The sequence below is a fragment of the Hymenobacter fodinae genome, from assembly GCF_004745825.1.
In the GTDB taxonomy this organism is placed as follows: Bacteria; Bacteroidota; Bacteroidia; order Cytophagales; family Hymenobacteraceae; genus Hymenobacter; species Hymenobacter fodinae.
Map to the genome: position 1 here is coordinate 106,411 of NZ_SRLA01000004.1, position 16,044 is coordinate 122,454.

Here is a 16,044-nt window from a genome sequence, read left to right on the forward strand (position 1 = left end):
AGACCATTTTTGGTCGAGCGTGAGGGTGAGCGGGGCTTCTCTGTCTGTAGGCTTGTCAGACCAATTGTTCACTTTTTTTACAGTCAACTTCAACCTTTCACCAACAACCCACTAATTCTCCGGAACAATGGAACAAAAGAATGCCATGAACAAGCCCGCGGCTCGGCCCGCCGCTGCTGCTGCGCCGCAAGGTGAAGCCAAGGGTGGTGGTTCGTCCCTATTTGCCGTACTCGCCATCATTTTGGCTTTTGTAGTAAGCGTAATTGTTTTCGTTTTCGTCCTCGGTGACGGCAGCCACTTCCAAGGTGGTAACCACGAAAACAACCCTCTGCCCGGCGACTACTTCGGTGTAGTTTACAAAGGTGGTCCCGTAGTACCCGTACTGATTACCATGTTCCTGTGCGTAATCATCTTCTCTATCGAGCGTGCTCTGACTCTGGGCCGTGCTAAAGGCAGCAAGAGCATCGAGTCGTTCGTTCGCACTATCCGTCAGAAACTGAACGTGAACGATATCACGGGTGCTATTGCCGCCTGCGATCAGCAAAAAGGTTCGGTTGCTAACGTAGTAAAAGCTGGTCTGGTAAAATACCAGGAGATGGCTCGTGAGCGTCACATGGAGAAAGACCAGAAAGTTCTGGCTATCCAAAAGGAAATCGAAGAGTCGACGGCTTTGGAACTGCCAATGCTGGAGAAAAACCTGGTTATCATCTCAACCCTAGCTTCTATCGCTACGCTGGTAGGTCTGATTGGTACGGTACTAGGTATGATCAAGGCCTTCTCGGCACTTGCTCAAGGTGGCGCTCCTGACGCAGTAGGTCTGGCTAACGGTATTTCGGAAGCTCTTATCAACACCGCTCTGGGTATCAGCACCTCGGCTCTGGCTATCGTAGCTTACAACTTCTTCACTAGCAAGATTGACGAGCTGACCTATAGCATTGACGAAGCTGGCTTCAGCATCATCCAGACCTTCTCGGCCCAGCACGGCGCGACTGAGCACAACACAACTGTGTAATTACTTAGTGCAGTAGTGCACTAATACATAGGTTCATTCGTTTCCGAAAGTAAGCCATCTAACTACACCAGCAATGCCCAAAGTAAAGCCTCATAGAACCTCACCATCGTTGGACATGACTCCGATGGTAGACTTGGCCTTTTTGCTGGTGACTTTCTTCATGCTCACCACGAAATTTGCCCCGGAAGAGGCAGTTGTGGTGGACACCCCTTCCTCTACCTCAGAACTGCGTTTGCCTGAATCTCACGTAATCACGATTGCCGTAGATAAAGACAAGCGCGTGTTCTTTGGAATGGACGACGACGAAATCAAGGCTGATTTGCTTAAGCAGGTTGGAGCTAAGTACGGGGTAAGCTTTACCGCCGCTCAGGTTCAAGCCTTTAGAGGCGTTGCTTCCAGCTTTGGCACTCCCATCGAAAAGCTGCCCGCTCTCCTTAACTTGGATAGCGAACAGCGTAAGTCTTATAAGCAAGAAGGCATTCCTTCTGATTCGCTTAATAATCAACTTATCGAGTGGATTGTGACCGCGCAGTCGCTTAGTCGTAAACAGTTCAGTAAGCCCGCTTACATTGCTATCAAAGGCGATGGTGACGCGGACGTACCGACAGTGAAGAAAGTCATCAGCCTGATGCAGGACAAGAACATTAACCGGTTCAACCTAATTACCGACCTCGAAACCAAACCGGTGGCCGGTAAGTAATCCGCACAGACATGGCAGAAATCCAACAACAAGCCTCCGGAGGCGGAAAAGGCGGCAAGAAGCGGGCTAAGAAAATGTCGACTAAAATCGACATGACACCTATGGTGGACTTGGCCTTCCTGCTCCTGACCTTTTTCATGCTCACCACAACGTTCAGCAAGCCCACCGTCATGCAGGTAACCATGCCGGTAAAGGAAAAGGATAATAAGGATCCTACGGTACTAAAAGCCTCGGATGCCTTCACTGTCCTGCTAGGCGAGAACAACAAGATCTATTATTACGAAGGGCTTCTAGATGCTACCACGAAGCCTGAACTGAAGTTGAGCAGCTACGATGCCAACGGTATCCGTAAAACGCTACTAGACCGTCGGCGTGTTAACCCCGGCACTGTAGTGCTGATCAAACCAGACGACAAGTCGAAGTATAAAAACATGGTCGACATCCTTGACGAAATGAACATCACTGACCAGAAGAAATATGCGTTGGTGCCCATTTCTAAAGCAGATGAAGACCTGATTAAATCATCTGGATTATGATGGACAACACACAGTTGGCCAAAGCTTCCCTCGACGATATCGTCTTCGAGGGTCGCAATAAGGCCTATGGAGCCTACGTAATCCGGCGCGTGTATGGTAAGCACGTTACCAGAGCCGTACTTCTTGCCGTTGCTTTTTTCGCTATTATGATTGCGTTCCCTCTCGTGGCTCGCATGATGAAAAAGGAAGAAGTGGTGAAAGATGACGCGATGCTGAAGGTGAACGAGCTGATGGAAGCACCGCCGCTGGATGCTACGAAGCCACCACCACCGCCGCCGCCGCCGCCAGACGCGCCGCCACCACCACCGCCAAAGCTCTCTACTGTTAAGTTCACTCCTCCCGTTGTAAAGAAGGACGAGGAAGTGAAGAAAGTAGAAGAGATTCCAGATCAGGAAGATCTGAAAGAGAAAACGGTGGCTACTGAGACTGTGAAGGGCAACACCGACAACCCAGCTGACTTGGCTGGTTTGGAACCTGGTGAAGGCACGAAAGCGGTAGAAGAAGTAGTTGAAAGCAAACCTTACACCTACGTAGAGCAAATGCCGGTTTTCCCCGGCGGCACGGAAGCTTTGCTGGCTTACATCGGTAAGAACATCAAGTATCCAGCCATGGCACTACGCAACCAGGTTGAAGGTCGCGTGTTTATCAAGTTCGTAGTAGGTGCCGATGGCTCTGTTACTAATGCTGAAGTTCAGAAGGGTATTGGTGCAGGTTGCGACGAAGAATCGCTCCGTGTTATCAAAAACCTCCCGAAGTTCACGCCAGGTAAACAGAATGGTCGTGCTGTACCAGTTTACTACACTGTTCCAGTAACGTTTGCTATCAAGTAAACTTTGGCTTAGGGCCAAAAACCAAATTATCCCCGGATCATGTTCACGCATGGTTCGGGGATTTTTTATTGCATAAAAAATATATAGTCGGCTCGCATACTATACAATCAAGAAGATGCGTTCAATAGTTGAAAGCCAGCGGATAGCGAGTAGATTATAGTGAGTTATGGCTTGAATGTTAGCATATCACATCGTTCATTTTTATCCATATAGCCATGACTAACACCTCGCAAACCCCAATTATCTCTTTCGACGACATTGTCTTTGAAGGACGCAACAAAGCTTATGGCGCTTATGTATTGCGCCGGATTTATGGCCGCCACGTTTATACCGCTGTATTGCTAGCTACTGCACTTACAACACTTCTGATTGCATTCCCCATTCTGGTTCAGCGGCTGTGGCCTAGTAAAGTAGTAGTACCAGGACTACTTGATTTGCCTAAGCCAGTCATTGAGTTCGAACAGGTCAAGCTTCCGACTGATGTAGTCACTCCTCCCCCAGCAGCGGCGCAGCCAAAAACTGTAACGGTACGGCCACCGGCAGAGACTGCACCAACAGTAGTTCGGGATGAGTTGGCAAAGCCCGCTAATGATAAACCAGAAAATACCGTTGACATTGAAGGACCCGTTGCCGTAGGCCCGGTAGCCACTGATGGAACAGGCCTAGGTGAAATTGTAGGGCCCGGAAATGGCAAAGACACGACGGGTAAGCCTACTGCGCCGGCAGAGATGACGCCGTTCGTTCACGTAGAGGAAATGCCAGATTTTGTGGGCGGGCAGGCTGCCCTTGCTAAATACTTGCAGCGGCATCTCAAGTATCCTTCTTCTGCTTTGCGCTCTAGCATCTCCGGAAAGGTATTCGTAGCCTTCACAGTTAACTCCGACGGGACTATCAAAGATGTGGAGATTTTGAAAGGACTCGGCTACGGTACTGATGAAGAAGCCACTCGGGTTATTAGCTCAATGCCAGCTTGGAAACCTGGCCGCCAGAATAACAGAGCAGTTCCTGTGCGCTACACATTGCCTATTACCTTCCGTTATGAGTAGGCCCAGCAATTAGTTGTGCTTACAGCTATTGCTATAGGTCTTCTTACAAGTTGAACAGCTCTAGCGGCATGAATTCATTGAAATTCATGCCGCTAGAGCTGTTTTAGTGACAATATTTTAATCTAGGCCACGTTTGGGTTAGCTCATAATCGAACAAATAAGAGGTTTAATTATGTTTGTTGAATATCATCTTTTTTACCTTGTCTTCTCTTATGCTTGACCTCACACCAACCGAAGAGCGTTTAGGCACTAGTTCCAAGCAGCGCTTTACCCATTACTTTATGCTGGTTATGGCCCTCATTTATATGGGCTTAGGTATATTTCTTTGGACTGAGGCTGCTAGTGTTCTCACTATATCAACTGGCAAACGCCAATTGCTAGGGGCAGTCTTTGTGATTTACGGAATCATTAGATTTGTTCGCACCTACCAACAACACTTTAAAAAACGCGACACAGATGCACGCTAATCTTCGAGTAGCCAGTGCCATATTAGCCTTAGGTGGGCTCTTGTCTAGCTGCAATGGGGGCGGCTCTTCAGCTACTTCTTCTGCAGCCGTCACCGACACGCCTACTAGCGGCTCCATTCGCGTTGGAGTAGATGAAACGTTTGAGCCTATTCTGAAGTCTCAGGTAGATACTTTTCAGAAACTATACCCAGGTGCTCATATACAAGCTGTGTACAAGCCAGAGCAGCAAGTCATCCAGTCCTTTTTGGCTGACAGCGCCCGCTTAGCTATTGTATCGCGTGACTTGACAGCCCAAGAAAAGGGTGTGTTAGAACGGCTTCAGCTTTCACCTCGTACCATCCGAATTGGAGTAGATGGAGTAGCTATTATTGTTCATCCGAGCAATCCTGATTCGCTGCTGACCTTGCCTCAGTTAAAGAGCATTTTTACCGGGCAGCAGCAACAATGGGCACAAGTGGATAGCAAAAACAAGCTGGGGCCTATCACCATTGTGTTTGACAATAACAATTCAAGCACCGCGCGCTTTGTTCAGGACTCAGTTACCAGAGGCACAGCGTTGACCAAATCGGCTTTTGCTTCCAAATCGAACCCTGCGCTGATAGATTACGTTGCTACTCATCCAAACGCTATTGGTGTAATTGGCGTCAACTGGATTAGTGACCGGGATGACGCTTCAGTACAGAAATTTTTGAAGCGAGTACGCGTTGTGGGTGTAAGCCCCAAAGCTACCGGTTCAACTCCTGATGACTACGTACAGCCTTATCAGGCCTATTTAGCTCAGAAGACGTATCCGCTACGTCGGGAGCTGTACGTTATCAGCCGGGAGGCACGCGCAGGACTTGGCACCGGTTTTGCCTCTTTCGTAGCTGGTAACAAAGGTCAACTCATTATGCTTAAGTCGGGCTTAATGCCTGCTACTGGTCAAGTGAGGCTCATCGAAGTAAAGTCTAAGTAGCCTTTTAACCTCCTTCCTTTCTACACGCTTTTTAACTAACCCCTCTTGCTCATGAACTTCAAGCCCTGGAAGCTAACGCTCCTCGCTGCCTTGTCTGTTTCCGGCTCTGCCGCTCTCGCTCAGAATACCTCAAGTGTCCAAAAGGCTATTGATTTAGAGCGTTATGGCGAAGCTCGTGCCGCACTGCTCAAGCAAGGTGGCTCTACTGAGTCGAATTTTGAATTAGGCCGTCTTTACCAATTCCGCGACATGCCTGATTCGGCGGCTTATTATTTCAACCGCATTCCGCTAAACCAGAAAGATCCGGTTTCGCTGGTAGCTGCTGGTCGTGCTGCCTTGGCACAAGGCAAAACTGCTGAAGCTGAAATTCAGTTTGACAACGCAGTGAAGGCCTCCAAAGGCAAGGACGCGAAGGTGTACACGATGATTGCGCAGGCTTATGCTGAGTCTGACGTAAAGGATGTAACGAAAGCGCTGACCTACGTTGATGCTGCTCAGAAGCTAAACAAGGGCAAAGATGATCCGGCTCTGATGATTGCCCGTGGCGACATCTACCTCAAGACGGATCAGGGTGGCGGCGAAGCTATGAACAGCTACGAGCGCGCCACGATGGCTGACCCCAACAACGTAAAGGCGTACGTGCGTAAAGGCCAGCTGAACATGCGGGCCCGGACGTATAACGAAGCTAAAACTAACCTCGACAAGGCAATCAGCATAGATCCTAACTATGCTCCTGCCTACAATGCTCTGGCCGAGACCTATTATTTCGCCGGGCGTTATGACGATGCTTTGGCTCAATTCCAGAAATATTCGTCGCTGGCTGAAAAGTCGTCGAACACTGACGCGAAGTACGCTTCGTTCTTGTACCTGACGAAAAAGTATCCGGAGGCACTTGCTGAAGTAGACAAAGTTCTGGCTAAAAACCCGAACGATCTGACGATGAACCGTCTGAAAGCTTACTCGTTGTACGAGACTGGCAAGAACGACGAGGCATTAGCCGCTATGCAGAAATACATGCAGCTTGCCAGCACCAACAACAAAGTGATTACCGAAGACAACGTGTACTACGGTAAGATGCTGATCAAAGGTGGCAAAACGGCTGAGGGTGCTTCTATTATTAAGAAGGCAATTGATGCTGACCCAAAGAAAGCTGCTGAATTGCAAAACGAGCTTGCTCAGGCCTACATTGCAGCCAAGGATTACCCGAACGCTATTTCTACCTACCGGGCTCGTATGAAGGCCACGAATGGTGGTGAACTGACCGACAAGGTATACTTGGCCCGCGCTTACGAACTCAACAACCAGTACGCCCAGGCGGATAGCTTGTATGGTGTAGTTCTCACGGAGCGCCCCACCTACGTACCAGGCTACCAGATGCGGGCTCGTGCTAATGCTAACCTAGATAAAGACTCAAAGCAAGGCTTGGCTAAGCCATACTACGAGAAGTATATCGAAGTAGCATCGGGTGCTGACGCAGCTAAATACAAGACTGGTCTAATTGAGGCTAACAAGTACTTGGCTTCTTATTATCTCTTCACCAAGAATGATAAGTCTGCTTCGCTTCCCTATTGGCAGCAAGTACTTGCTTTAGATCCAGCTGACCAGCAAGCTAAAACAGCTGTAGGCGAAATCAACAAGCCGGCTACTAAAGCTCCAGTAAAGCGTAAGTAATTCGCTTCAACACATAAAAAAAGCCCCGCCACTCTTTGTGGCGGGGCTTTTTTGTAGTATAGGTGGCCTAGAGCAGTTCCTATTGCTCTGCTGCATATGGCTCCCACGCTGCTAGCAAAGCTTCAAAATCTGACGGCAACTCAGCCTCAAAATGTAACTGCTGATGCGTAGTAGGGTGCACAAAGCCCAAGGATTTAGCATGTAGCGCTTGCCGGGGCATCAGTTCCAGTGCTTTGTCAACAAATGCCTTATATGCCCCTGTCCGTTGACCATACACCACCTTATCACCGCCGTACGTAGCATCGCCAAATAGTGGGTGACCAATATGCTTCATGTGTGCTCTGATCTGATGAGTACGCCCGGTTTCGAGGTTGCACTGCAGAAGCGCCACCTTCCCGTACGACCGTAGTACTTTGTAATGCGTTACAGCGTGTTTGCCCTGCTCCCCGTCAGGATACACTGCTTGTACCTTCCGGTCCTTCAGGCTGCGCCCAATATGCCCTCTAACAGTTCCAGTTGAATCTTTAGGCACGCCCCACACCAACGCTAAATAGGTTCGCTCGATAGTATGGTAGAAGAATTGTTGGGATAGATGCGTCATGGCCCACTCCGTTTTCCCGATAACGAGCAGCCCGGAGGTGTCTTTATCAATACGATGCACTAGGCCAGGCCGAATTTCCCCATTCCGTCCCGTTGGCAGATTCTGCAGATGGTAGGCCAGCCCGTTTACCAATGTACCCTGCCAATTGCCGAAAGCCGGATGCACTACCAGGCCCGCAGGCTTGTTAACGATCAGTAGCTCGTCATCTTCATAGCGGATATCAAGCTGCATAGGCTCGGGCACTACCTTAAACTCCCGCGGCGGCTCAGGTAGCGTAATGGTTATTACATCAAGGGGCTTAACTCGGTAGTTCGACTTTACTACTCGATCGTTTACCTGGACTGCTTCGGCTCGGATAGCATTCTGAATACGGTTGCGAGACGTGTTAGCCAGACGATTCAGCAGAAACTTATCTAAGCGCAATAGTTCTTGCCCCTTGTCGGCCCGAATGCGATGATGCTCATATAGTTCATCCCCACCCTCCCCTTCTTCCTCGAGGTCAGGGTTTGTAAATGCGTTCTGGTAATCTTCTAACTCGTCAGGGCCCGATATCATGGTACGCAGGTAAGCTGTAGGGTTTCTATAAACACAAACAGCCGAGGCCTAGGCCCCGGCTGTTTGTGTTTCAGGCATACGTGCCTATTTCTTGGTTTTAGTCTTGGTCTTGCTTGGTGCTGCTGGAGTTGCAGCCGTAGAGGCAGCAGGAGCAGTTACTTTAGGAGCGGCCTGTGCCGCCCCCGGCGTGATGCCCATCTTCTTCAGGATGAGGTCGGATACGTCACCATCTTTAGGACCGTGCAACAGGACTGGGCTAGCGCCATCGGAGTTCAGAATGTACGTATAGCCATTCTCCTCTGCTACGGCATCAATGTTTTTCTGCAGCTTATCCAGAGCAGGCTTTAGCAAGGCTTGCTGCTTCTGCTGCAGAGAATTCTCAGCGTTCTGCTGAAACTCCTGAATTGATTGCTGCATGTTCTGTAGTTCGCGCTCCTTATCGGTGCGTACTACATCGGTCATGGTGGCGGCACCCTTCTGGTAAGCCTCTCCTTTCGTGCGGAACTCAGTAGCCTTAGCATCAAGCTGGTTTTTCAGCTGGGTGCTATAGTCTTTCAATTGCGACTCAATCTGCTTGCTCTCGGGCATCTGGCTCAGCACGTATTCAACGCTGGTGTAGCCAATTTTCAGCGGTGCGGCCGTTTGAGCCATAGAAGCCGTAGCCGTGGTGAAAGTAAGAGCGGCAACAGCCAGTGCAACGCGGAATTTGTTCATGATGGTCATTAAAAGAAAAAAGGTCAGAGAGTAAGATAGTACAAAGTTACTTTTTCCGGCTTGCCGGACGCGTGGTGGTGCGAGCGGGGGCTTTGGGCCGAACAGGAGCATCATCGGTTACTGTTTCTTCTGCACCAGCGGGGGCCTGTGGCGTAGTAACAGAATTCACCGTGCCTTTCTGAGCTGCTTGATTACGCTCAGGAGAAGCTAGGCCTAGCTCTTCCAACACAAACTCCGTGTAATCGTGAGCAGGGTTGGTATACAGCATGGTTAAGTCACCTGACTTATCAAATACAATGGCCAGCTGCTTCTTCTTGGCCACCTTCTCAATGGCTTCAAATACTTGGTCCTGCACTGGCTTTGTCAGCTCTTGCCGCTTCTTAAAAAGCTGCCCTTCAAAACCGAAGATCTTGTTCTGGTAGGCCTTGATATCCTGCTCCTTCTTCAAGATTTCGTCTTGTCGCTTCTTCTTCATCGGCTCTGTCAGAACGACTTCTTCGGCCTGATAATTCCGGTAAAGCTTATCTAAGTCTTTTTTCTGACTTTCAATGTCTTTCTGCCAATTCGCCGACAACGTATTTAGCTCCTGCTGAGCCTGTCCATACGCTGGCAACTTGCCCATAATGAACTCAGAGTCAACATACCCAAACTTCTGGGCCTGAGCCACCGGAGCCACTACACACAGCAGCAAGGCTGCCATCATCCACGTCAGTAACTTACGCATTGAGAAATGAAGGATAGAGAGCCAGCTGCTGTTTCGCCGGGCTTAGCGAATCTGCTGACCGATGATGAAGTGAAAGCGCCCTGATGTCTGCTTCTGACCAGAGGAGTAGACGGGTACATTATCGAAGCCCCAGCCGTAGTCAAAGCCAAGCAAACCAAATGCCGACATGAAGATACGAGCTCCTAGGCCAGCTGAACGGTACAACTTGTAAGGATTGTAGTCGGTGTACTTCTCAAATGAGTTGCCTGCCTCCGCAAAGCCTAGAACATAGACCGTTGCAGCAGGGTTCAAGCTCACAGGATAACGCATTTCCAGCACGTACTTATTGTACACTACGCCACCATTCGAGGTCTGCCGCGAGGCGGGCAATGACTCAGTACCGTTAGGATCATCATAACCACGCAAGCCGACGTATTCGGTACCTACCAAGAAGTTGGAAGCTCCGCCATATCCTAGGCCAGAACCGCCCAACTTAAAGCGCTCGAATGGACCAATCTGACGGCTGCTGTTGTAGCTGCCGATGAAACCGAAATGCGCCCGTGTATTCAGCACCAGTTTGCCAACCAACGGCGAGAACCATGAGGCATCGAACATCCACTTATGGAATTCAACCCATTCGTTTACGCTTGGGTGAGAACCCTTAAAAATGGAATATGGCGGCGTTAGGTTCACGCTCAAGGAAAGCGTTGAGCCCCGACGAGTAAAGGTGGGGTTGTCAATGCTATTGCGCGCCAGCGTGGTATTGAACGTGAAGTTATTCGCGTTACCGTTGTTGAAATTCTCGAAGTAGGTGTAGTTCTGCAGCTTGTACTGACTGAACGACAGCGAGTTGCTGAGCGTAAAGTAGTCATCTGGCCAGCGCAAGCGCCGCCCCAGACTTACTGAAGCACTGTTCACCTTGATGGAGCTACCCGTCTTGGGGTCAAAGTTGGTACCCAGACGCTGAATGCTTTTGTTCAGGCTGAAGGAGAATGAGTTTGGCTTGCGGCCACCCAACCAAGGCTCCGTGAAAGAGAATGAATATGCTTGGTACTGCAGACCGTTGGCTTGCACGTTAAGTGCCAACCGTTGCCCATCACCGGCCGGTACTGGTGTCCAGTTACGCAGGCTGCTGGCTTTACGGAGAGAGAAGTTATTAAACACCAAGCCTACGGTGCCAATAAATCCAGCGTAGCCACCCCAACCGCCCGAAAGGGTAATCTGATCGGAAGGCTTTTCCTCAACCGTGTAATTGATATCTACCGTACCGTCGGCCTGGTTTGGTACGGGGTTCATACCAATCTTCTCCGGGTCAAAATAGCCGAGAGTAGCAATTTCACGCTGAGAGCGAATCAGTTGCTCCCGGCTAAACTTGTCGCCAGGCAGCGTATACAGCGCCCGACGCACTACGTGGTCAGACGTTTTGGTATTGCCGGCAATGTTAATCTCTTTGATCCGAGCCTGCACCCCCTCAGTGATGCGCATCTCAATATCAATTGAGTCGCCTTCTACCTTGGTTTCTACAGGCTCGATCTGGAAGAACAAGTAACCATCATTCATGTAGAGCGACGTTACGTCCTGACCCGTAGGGTTGTAGTTCAACCGCTTATCCAGCGTCTCCTTACTGTATACGCTGCCTTCTTTGATGGCAAGCACCGAGGCCAGCGTTTTGTCATCGTAGAGGTAGTTACCGTTCCAGGTGATGTGGCGGAAATAATACTTCGGCCCTTCATCTACCCGTACCGTCAAAGTAAGGCCCTTATCGTCACGCGCCAAAGAGTCGGATACTACGACAGCATCACGGTAGCCCTGCGCATTGTAGAAGTCAATAAGCTTCTTCTTATCCTCTTCAAACTCCGTACGCTGGAATTTGCCTGAGTTAAAAAACTTCGGAAACTTCTTCTCTTTAGTCTTTTTGAATTTTCCTTTCAGCGTACCGTCTTTGAAAGCCTCATTGCCTTCAAACACAATATCATGAATGCGGACCTTCGCTCCCTTATCTACGTTGATGTTGAGGAGTACGCTATTAGACAACGATGAATCGGGCACCTGCACAATATTCACCTTCGCGTCCAGGAAGCCTTTGTTCGTGTAGAACTTACGCACCTGCGACTTGGTGTTGCTAAGCAGAGCATCCGTTACCACCTTACCCCGAATAAGCTTGATCTTATTCTTTAGCTCGTCTGCTTGGCTTTTACCAATGCCAGTGAATTCAAACTTCGACAGGCGTGGCCGTTCTTTCAGATTGAAATCAAGGAATACCCGTTGCCCTTCAATGTGGTCGATGCTCACACTTACGTCGCCCAGAATGCCTTGGTCCCACAGCTTACGAATAGCTTTTCCTACCTCTTCGCCAGGAATTGTAATTGGGTCGCCGATCTTAAGCCCAGTTAAACCAATAAGTGTGTTTGCATCGAGGTAACGTGCTCCACTAATTGTAATTCCGCCCAACGTATAGCGCTTAGCATCTCCTTCAGCCGCTGCCCCAGGTGTAGTCTGCGCCAAGGCAGCTTCACTGGCAGCTACTCCTAAGGAGAGGGTTATAGCTAAGGCCCGAAAAATCTTATGGTACGAAGAACTCATTTTCTGCTATTACGAAACGGTTAGCTGCTCACTGGTTTTGCCGAAGCGTCGCTCGCGCTGCTGATACGCCAGTAGAGCGTCGTAGAAGTGCTCACGCCGGAAGTCAGGCCACAGCAAATCCGTGATGTATAATTCGGTGTAGGCCAGTTGCCACAGCAAAAAGTTACTAATGCGCTGCTCACCGCTCGTACGGATAAGCAACTCCGGATCGGGAATGCCAGAGGTAGAGAGGTAACCTGCTATGGTTTGCTCCGTAATACCAGAGGCCTCTACCCTACCGGCTGCCACATCGGCAGCTAGCTTCTGCGCGGCCTGGGTAAGATCCCAGCGCCCACTGTAGCTAAGAGCCAGTACCAAGGTCATTTGGTTGCCTGCCTTAGTTAATTCAATTGCTTCTGCTAGTTCGCGCTGGCAGGAATCAGGCAAGCTGTCAATCTGCCCAATGGCTTGCAGCCGAATATTATTCTTTAGTAGCGTAGCAGTTTCCTGGCGAATGGTATGCACCAGCAACTGCATCAGGGCCATAACCTCATGGGCCGGACGAGCCCAGTTTTCCGTAGAAAACGCATAGAGGGTAAGGTACTGCACACCTATTTCAGCCGCAGATTCTACGGTTTCACGTACTGCCTTAATAGCGCTCTGGTGGCCGAAAATACGGAGACCACCTTTCTGCTTGGCCCAACGACCATTGCCATCCATGATGACGGCAACGTGCACGGGAATATTCTGGGAGTTAATCTCGGACCGAGAGGCCATTGTTACTTTTTGCGTAAAGAGGCTGCAAGGTACGCAAATGGTTGCATAAGCTTGGGCCCTTCCTATAAACGTTAACTGTATCTATCACATTGCACTAAAGCCCCTGACACTTCAGCATTGATTGCTGCATGTCAGGGGCTTTAGTTTATGCGCTTCTTACGAGGCCTATTTATTCTTCTTGTTCTTCTGGATGTCTAGCGTACCCTCTGGGCACCGTATTTTATAGAAAGTATAGGAGACGGTCACACCATTGTAGAAGTACCAGTCTTTGTCGTTCGGGTTGCCAAGAACCCGCACATCTGTACTGGCTGCAGGCAAGTCTTTGCCATTATACCGGTCGATGTCGTCCGTGAATGCTTTACGAGCTCCGGCCTCTAGCCCAAGGTTCCAATGCCGGGACAGTGCATACTTAAAGCCTAGGCCAGCAGGTATAGCTATTCCTACCAAGCTATTGTACTCACTATTGGTGATGCCGCGGCCTATTACTCGTGTGTTTGCATAAAAGCCCGCAATTCCTACAAACACGTAGGGAGTAAAATGTACTTTGTCTTTCCGATTATGAAAGTCAAAGAAGTTATACTCTAGCGCCCCCGAAAGCTCCCATAGACTACCCTTCAAGTTAGCATTTCGATACGCGGCTAGGGGGGCTGTATTGTCATTTACCCCTTTGACTGTTTCATCGGCTGCGCGCAACAAGCCGCCGGTAAAAGCCCCTCGCAGTGTAACGGGCGCCGAAATATCCTTGCGGTAAAACGCGGTGAAGGCCGGCCGATTGTTTTGGAACTGGTATTTGGGAGCCAGTTCTCCCTTATAGCTGAGTCCGCCGATACCTATACCTACTTCACTGGTATTTTGTGCTTGAGCTGATTGAACAAAAAAAACACTCCCTGCTTGCGCTAGGCAAACAAGGAGTGTTTTGAAAGGAGTCGATTGCGTCATTAGACTGGCTGTTGGTTGAGTAGGACAGCCAGTATCTGCTGGCTATCGGAATTTGGGGCTTTTTACTTTCGGAGCCAAGATATAGTTTACTGATACACCCAAAGTAGTGTACCAGTCCTTCTCGTTGCTCTTACCGCGCATCTGGCCAACTTGCTGGAACTCATCATACGTGCCTGGTACTTGGGCGGTGCCCTTCGTGATAGTGCTACCGAAGTAGAGAGCATCTGCCGAACCAAGTTTTGAAGGATCCGTGTAGTTGCCGCTTACATCATCGAGGTAATCAGTGAATGTCTTGCGGAAACCCAGTTCGAGACCGATATCAAAGCTTCTGTTGAGCTTATACCGCGCTCCAGCACCGAAAGGAATTACGATTTGAGTTAGGCTGTACCCGCTAGCCTGCCCTTCTGTCTTTAACGGCTGAAGAGCTACATAATTGCCTGCTTCATTAAGTCCTTTAGGATTGTGGTGAATAACACCCACACCACCAAATAGGTACGGAACGAAGTCAGGGCGCTTCAAATAGTTGTTCCGATTCTCAATCAGGTCGAAGATACCAACTGCCGACAGTTCCAAGATGTCGTTGCGGAAGTTCATATTCCGGTTAAAACGAAATTTTGCATCCGAGTCGTTCTGATCAGCAGCTTTAGAGTCGTCACCAGTGATACGGCCATAGGCCAGTGCAGCGCGCACCGAAATACGGGGAGCAAAACGGCGAGTGAACGATAGGCCTAGGTTAGGACGAGTAGCACCCGCACGGAAGCTAGGAATGCTGGGCTTCGGCGTAATGTCGCCGAAGTAGTTCATAGCGTTAAGGCTAACTCCAACGGAGTTGTACTGCTTCCGCTTACTGAATTGCTGCGCACTCGCATCCGTAGCTACCAGTGCCAAGACCAGTAACAGGGCCAAAGTGTGTGTGAAGAATTGCTTCATATTGAGCGAGAGTTAGAAATATTCTGAGGTAGCTGAAAGCAAGTTGTCAATTGGACACGGTCGCAGTCAGTGACAAAAGTAGAGGTTGAAGGGAACTAAAAAAATATTAAGATGAAAAACTATATTATTAAACCGGGATACCCGCCGGATTTCGGCGGTCTAGCCCCCAATTTAGCTTACTACGTAAGGTACTCAGGAAGTTGACATGGTTGAGCTTCACCAATCGGGCATTAAAATTCTCCCGGCGTACTGCAATCTGCACATTGGCTTCTACCGTGACGGAGCGTGAATCAAGTGAGAGCAAAAAGTTGTTGCTCCGACCTTCGATTTCGAAGGATATTACGCTACGGTCAGACACAATGAGAGGCCGGACGTTCAGATTGTGGGGGCATACGGGAGCAATGATAAAATTGTTCGTTTGCGGCAGCATTACCGGCCCTCCGCAACTCAAAGAATAGCCCGTTGAGCCGGTAGGTGTAGACACGATTAGTCCATCGGCCCAGTATGAATTAAGATACTCGCCGTCGATATACGTGTGCACAACGATCATGGACGAGGTGTCGCGCTTCAGGATACTGAACTCGTTGAGCCCAAAATTGATAGCACCAAAAGCTTCCGGATCAGTATCAACCCTAATGAGACTGCGATCTTCTAAGACAAAATGCCCTTTAAACAAGGAGTCAATAGCCTGTGGGATATTTTCCGGCGCAACAGTAGCCAGAAAGCCTAGCCGCCCGGTATTGATACCCAGTATGGGAATTTGGAGACTCCCGACGTAAGTAACGGTATCGAGCAGAGTGCCGTCGCCGCCAATACTTAGCACAAAGCGGACTCCGTGCAATGAGTCACCCCGACGGAAAGTGGTAATGCCCGCCGGTATTTGCACATGCTGGCTTAGGTAAGTGTAGAACGCTTCAACAATTATGACCTCCGATTGCCGCCGCACTAAGTCTTCTAACAGAGCTTGCAGAAACGGAGCCAGAGAATCATCGAACGGCTTACCAAGAATGGCTATTTTCATAACAGAAAGTTAACTCACCTACACC

General features: G+C 49.5%; 16 protein-coding genes. 8 read left to right on the forward strand and 8 right to left on the reverse strand.

Going from position 1 to position 16,044, the window contains the following annotated elements; translation table 11 throughout:
• Nucleotides 1-145: 145 nt before the first annotated feature.
• The 8 genes from EU556_RS18255 (at nucleotide 146) to EU556_RS18290 (ending at nucleotide 7,217) form a co-directional block, all read left to right on the forward strand.
• Complete coding sequence (locus EU556_RS18255) at nucleotides 146-1,012, forward strand: MotA/TolQ/ExbB proton channel family protein (protein ID WP_210116333.1); 867 nt, start codon at nucleotides 146-148, stop codon at nucleotides 1,010-1,012.
• 73 nt (nucleotides 1,013-1,085) lie between these two features.
• Nucleotides 1,086-1,712: an ExbD/TolR family protein gene (locus EU556_RS18260; RefSeq protein WP_135435583.1), complete on the forward strand. Its 627-nt coding sequence runs from the start codon at nucleotides 1,086-1,088 to the stop codon at nucleotides 1,710-1,712.
• 11 nt (nucleotides 1,713-1,723) lie between these two features.
• Complete coding sequence (locus EU556_RS18265) at nucleotides 1,724-2,248, forward strand: ExbD/TolR family protein (protein WP_135435584.1); 525 nt, start codon at nucleotides 1,724-1,726, stop codon at nucleotides 2,246-2,248.
• Nucleotides 2,245-3,078 carry an energy transducer TonB gene (locus EU556_RS18270; RefSeq protein ID WP_245327781.1) on the forward strand — a complete coding sequence of 278 codons (834 nt, stop codon included), beginning with the start codon at nucleotides 2,245-2,247 and terminating at the stop codon, nucleotides 3,076-3,078. The genes EU556_RS18265 and EU556_RS18270 overlap by 4 nt, the downstream gene beginning before the upstream one ends.
• Before the next feature lie 215 nt (nucleotides 3,079-3,293).
• Nucleotides 3,294-4,124, forward strand: a complete 831-nt coding sequence (locus EU556_RS18275; RefSeq protein WP_135435585.1) for an energy transducer TonB — start codon at nucleotides 3,294-3,296, stop codon at nucleotides 4,122-4,124.
• Nucleotides 4,125-4,336: 212 nt separating this feature from the next.
• On the forward strand, nucleotides 4,337-4,591 hold the full coding sequence (locus EU556_RS18280; RefSeq protein WP_135435586.1) for a hypothetical protein: 255 nt from the start codon (nucleotides 4,337-4,339) through the stop codon (nucleotides 4,589-4,591).
• A complete protein-coding gene (locus EU556_RS18285) occupies nucleotides 4,581-5,546 on the forward strand; it encodes a PstS family phosphate ABC transporter substrate-binding protein (protein WP_135435587.1) in 966 nt (321 codons plus the stop codon). Before EU556_RS18280 ends, EU556_RS18285 begins: the two co-directional genes overlap by 11 nt.
• A gap of 51 nt (nucleotides 5,547-5,597) precedes the next feature.
• The gene (locus EU556_RS18290) at nucleotides 5,598-7,217 is read left to right on the forward strand and encodes a tetratricopeptide repeat protein (RefSeq protein WP_135435588.1); all 1,620 of its coding nucleotides are present in this window, start codon (nucleotides 5,598-5,600) and stop codon (nucleotides 7,215-7,217) included.
• 79 nt (nucleotides 7,218-7,296) lie between these two features.
• Here the strand turns inward: EU556_RS18290 and EU556_RS18295 are convergent, their stop codons facing one another.
• The 8 genes from EU556_RS18295 to EU556_RS18330 all read right to left on the reverse strand — a co-directional run bounded on the left by EU556_RS18295 (nucleotide 7,297) and on the right by EU556_RS18330 (nucleotide 16,019).
• Nucleotides 7,297-8,373 (reverse strand): RluA family pseudouridine synthase, encoded by a 1,077-nt coding sequence (locus EU556_RS18295; RefSeq protein ID WP_135435589.1) that lies wholly within the window; start codon nucleotides 8,371-8,373, stop codon nucleotides 7,297-7,299.
• Nucleotides 8,374-8,457: 84 nt separating this feature from the next.
• Nucleotides 8,458-9,087 (reverse strand): OmpH family outer membrane protein, encoded by a 630-nt coding sequence (locus tag EU556_RS18300; RefSeq protein ID WP_245327783.1) that lies wholly within the window; start codon nucleotides 9,085-9,087, stop codon nucleotides 8,458-8,460.
• A 46-nt stretch (nucleotides 9,088-9,133) separates the two neighbouring features.
• Nucleotides 9,134-9,811, reverse strand: a complete 678-nt coding sequence (locus EU556_RS18305; RefSeq protein WP_135435591.1) for an OmpH family outer membrane protein — start codon at nucleotides 9,809-9,811, stop codon at nucleotides 9,134-9,136.
• A 42-nt stretch (nucleotides 9,812-9,853) separates the two neighbouring features.
• On the reverse strand, nucleotides 9,854-12,373 hold the full coding sequence (bamA, locus tag EU556_RS18310) for an outer membrane protein assembly factor BamA (RefSeq protein WP_135435592.1): 2,520 nt from the start codon (nucleotides 12,371-12,373) through the stop codon (nucleotides 9,854-9,856).
• Nucleotides 12,374-12,382: 9 nt separating this feature from the next.
• Nucleotides 12,383-13,129, reverse strand: coding sequence for an isoprenyl transferase (locus tag EU556_RS18315; protein WP_135435593.1), 747 nt, complete (start codon nucleotides 13,127-13,129; stop codon nucleotides 12,383-12,385).
• A gap of 165 nt (nucleotides 13,130-13,294) precedes the next feature.
• Nucleotides 13,295-14,068 carry a type IX secretion system protein PorG gene (porG, locus tag EU556_RS18320; protein ID WP_135435594.1) on the reverse strand — a complete coding sequence of 258 codons (774 nt, stop codon included), beginning with the start codon at nucleotides 14,066-14,068 and terminating at the stop codon, nucleotides 13,295-13,297.
• A gap of 42 nt (nucleotides 14,069-14,110) precedes the next feature.
• A complete protein-coding gene (locus EU556_RS18325) occupies nucleotides 14,111-14,998 on the reverse strand; it encodes a DUF6089 family protein (protein ID WP_135435595.1) in 888 nt (295 codons plus the stop codon).
• A gap of 127 nt (nucleotides 14,999-15,125) precedes the next feature.
• Nucleotides 15,126-16,019, reverse strand: a complete 894-nt coding sequence (locus EU556_RS18330) for an NAD kinase (protein WP_135435596.1) — start codon at nucleotides 16,017-16,019, stop codon at nucleotides 15,126-15,128.
• Nucleotides 16,020-16,044: the final 25 nt, after the last annotated feature.

Bases quoted from the DNA above. Each gene is read 5' to 3' on its own strand.
- EU556_RS18330 (WP_135435596.1), bottom strand. From the start codon at position 16,019: ATGAAAATAGCCATTCTTGGTAAGCCGTTCGATGATTCTCTGGCTCCG.
- EU556_RS18295 (WP_135435589.1), bottom strand. From the start codon at position 8,373: ATGATATCGGGCCCTGACGAGTTAGAAGATTACCAGAACGCATTTACA.
- bamA (WP_135435592.1), bottom strand. From the start codon at position 12,373: ATGAGTTCTTCGTACCATAAGATTTTTCGGGCCTTAGCTATAACCCTC.
- EU556_RS18305 (WP_135435591.1), bottom strand. From the start codon at position 9,811: ATGCGTAAGTTACTGACGTGGATGATGGCAGCCTTGCTGCTGTGTGTA.
- EU556_RS18290 (WP_135435588.1), top strand. From the start codon at position 5,598: ATGAACTTCAAGCCCTGGAAGCTAACGCTCCTCGCTGCCTTGTCTGTT.
- porG (WP_135435594.1), bottom strand. From the start codon at position 14,068: ATGACGCAATCGACTCCTTTCAAAACACTCCTTGTTTGCCTAGCGCAA.
- EU556_RS18275 (WP_135435585.1), top strand. From the start codon at position 3,294: ATGACTAACACCTCGCAAACCCCAATTATCTCTTTCGACGACATTGTC.
- EU556_RS18315 (WP_135435593.1), bottom strand. From the start codon at position 13,129: ATGGCCTCTCGGTCCGAGATTAACTCCCAGAATATTCCCGTGCACGTT.
- EU556_RS18260 (WP_135435583.1), top strand. From the start codon at position 1,086: ATGCCCAAAGTAAAGCCTCATAGAACCTCACCATCGTTGGACATGACT.
- EU556_RS18300 (WP_245327783.1), bottom strand. From the start codon at position 9,087: ATGAACAAATTCCGCGTTGCACTGGCTGTTGCCGCTCTTACTTTCACC.
- EU556_RS18280 (WP_135435586.1), top strand. From the start codon at position 4,337: ATGCTTGACCTCACACCAACCGAAGAGCGTTTAGGCACTAGTTCCAAG.
- EU556_RS18265 (WP_135435584.1), top strand. From the start codon at position 1,724: ATGGCAGAAATCCAACAACAAGCCTCCGGAGGCGGAAAAGGCGGCAAG.
- EU556_RS18325 (WP_135435595.1), bottom strand. From the start codon at position 14,998: ATGAAGCAATTCTTCACACACACTTTGGCCCTGTTACTGGTCTTGGCA.
- EU556_RS18270 (WP_245327781.1), top strand. From the start codon at position 2,245: ATGATGGACAACACACAGTTGGCCAAAGCTTCCCTCGACGATATCGTC.
- EU556_RS18285 (WP_135435587.1), top strand. From the start codon at position 4,581: ATGCACGCTAATCTTCGAGTAGCCAGTGCCATATTAGCCTTAGGTGGG.
- EU556_RS18255 (WP_210116333.1), top strand. From the start codon at position 146: ATGAACAAGCCCGCGGCTCGGCCCGCCGCTGCTGCTGCGCCGCAAGGT.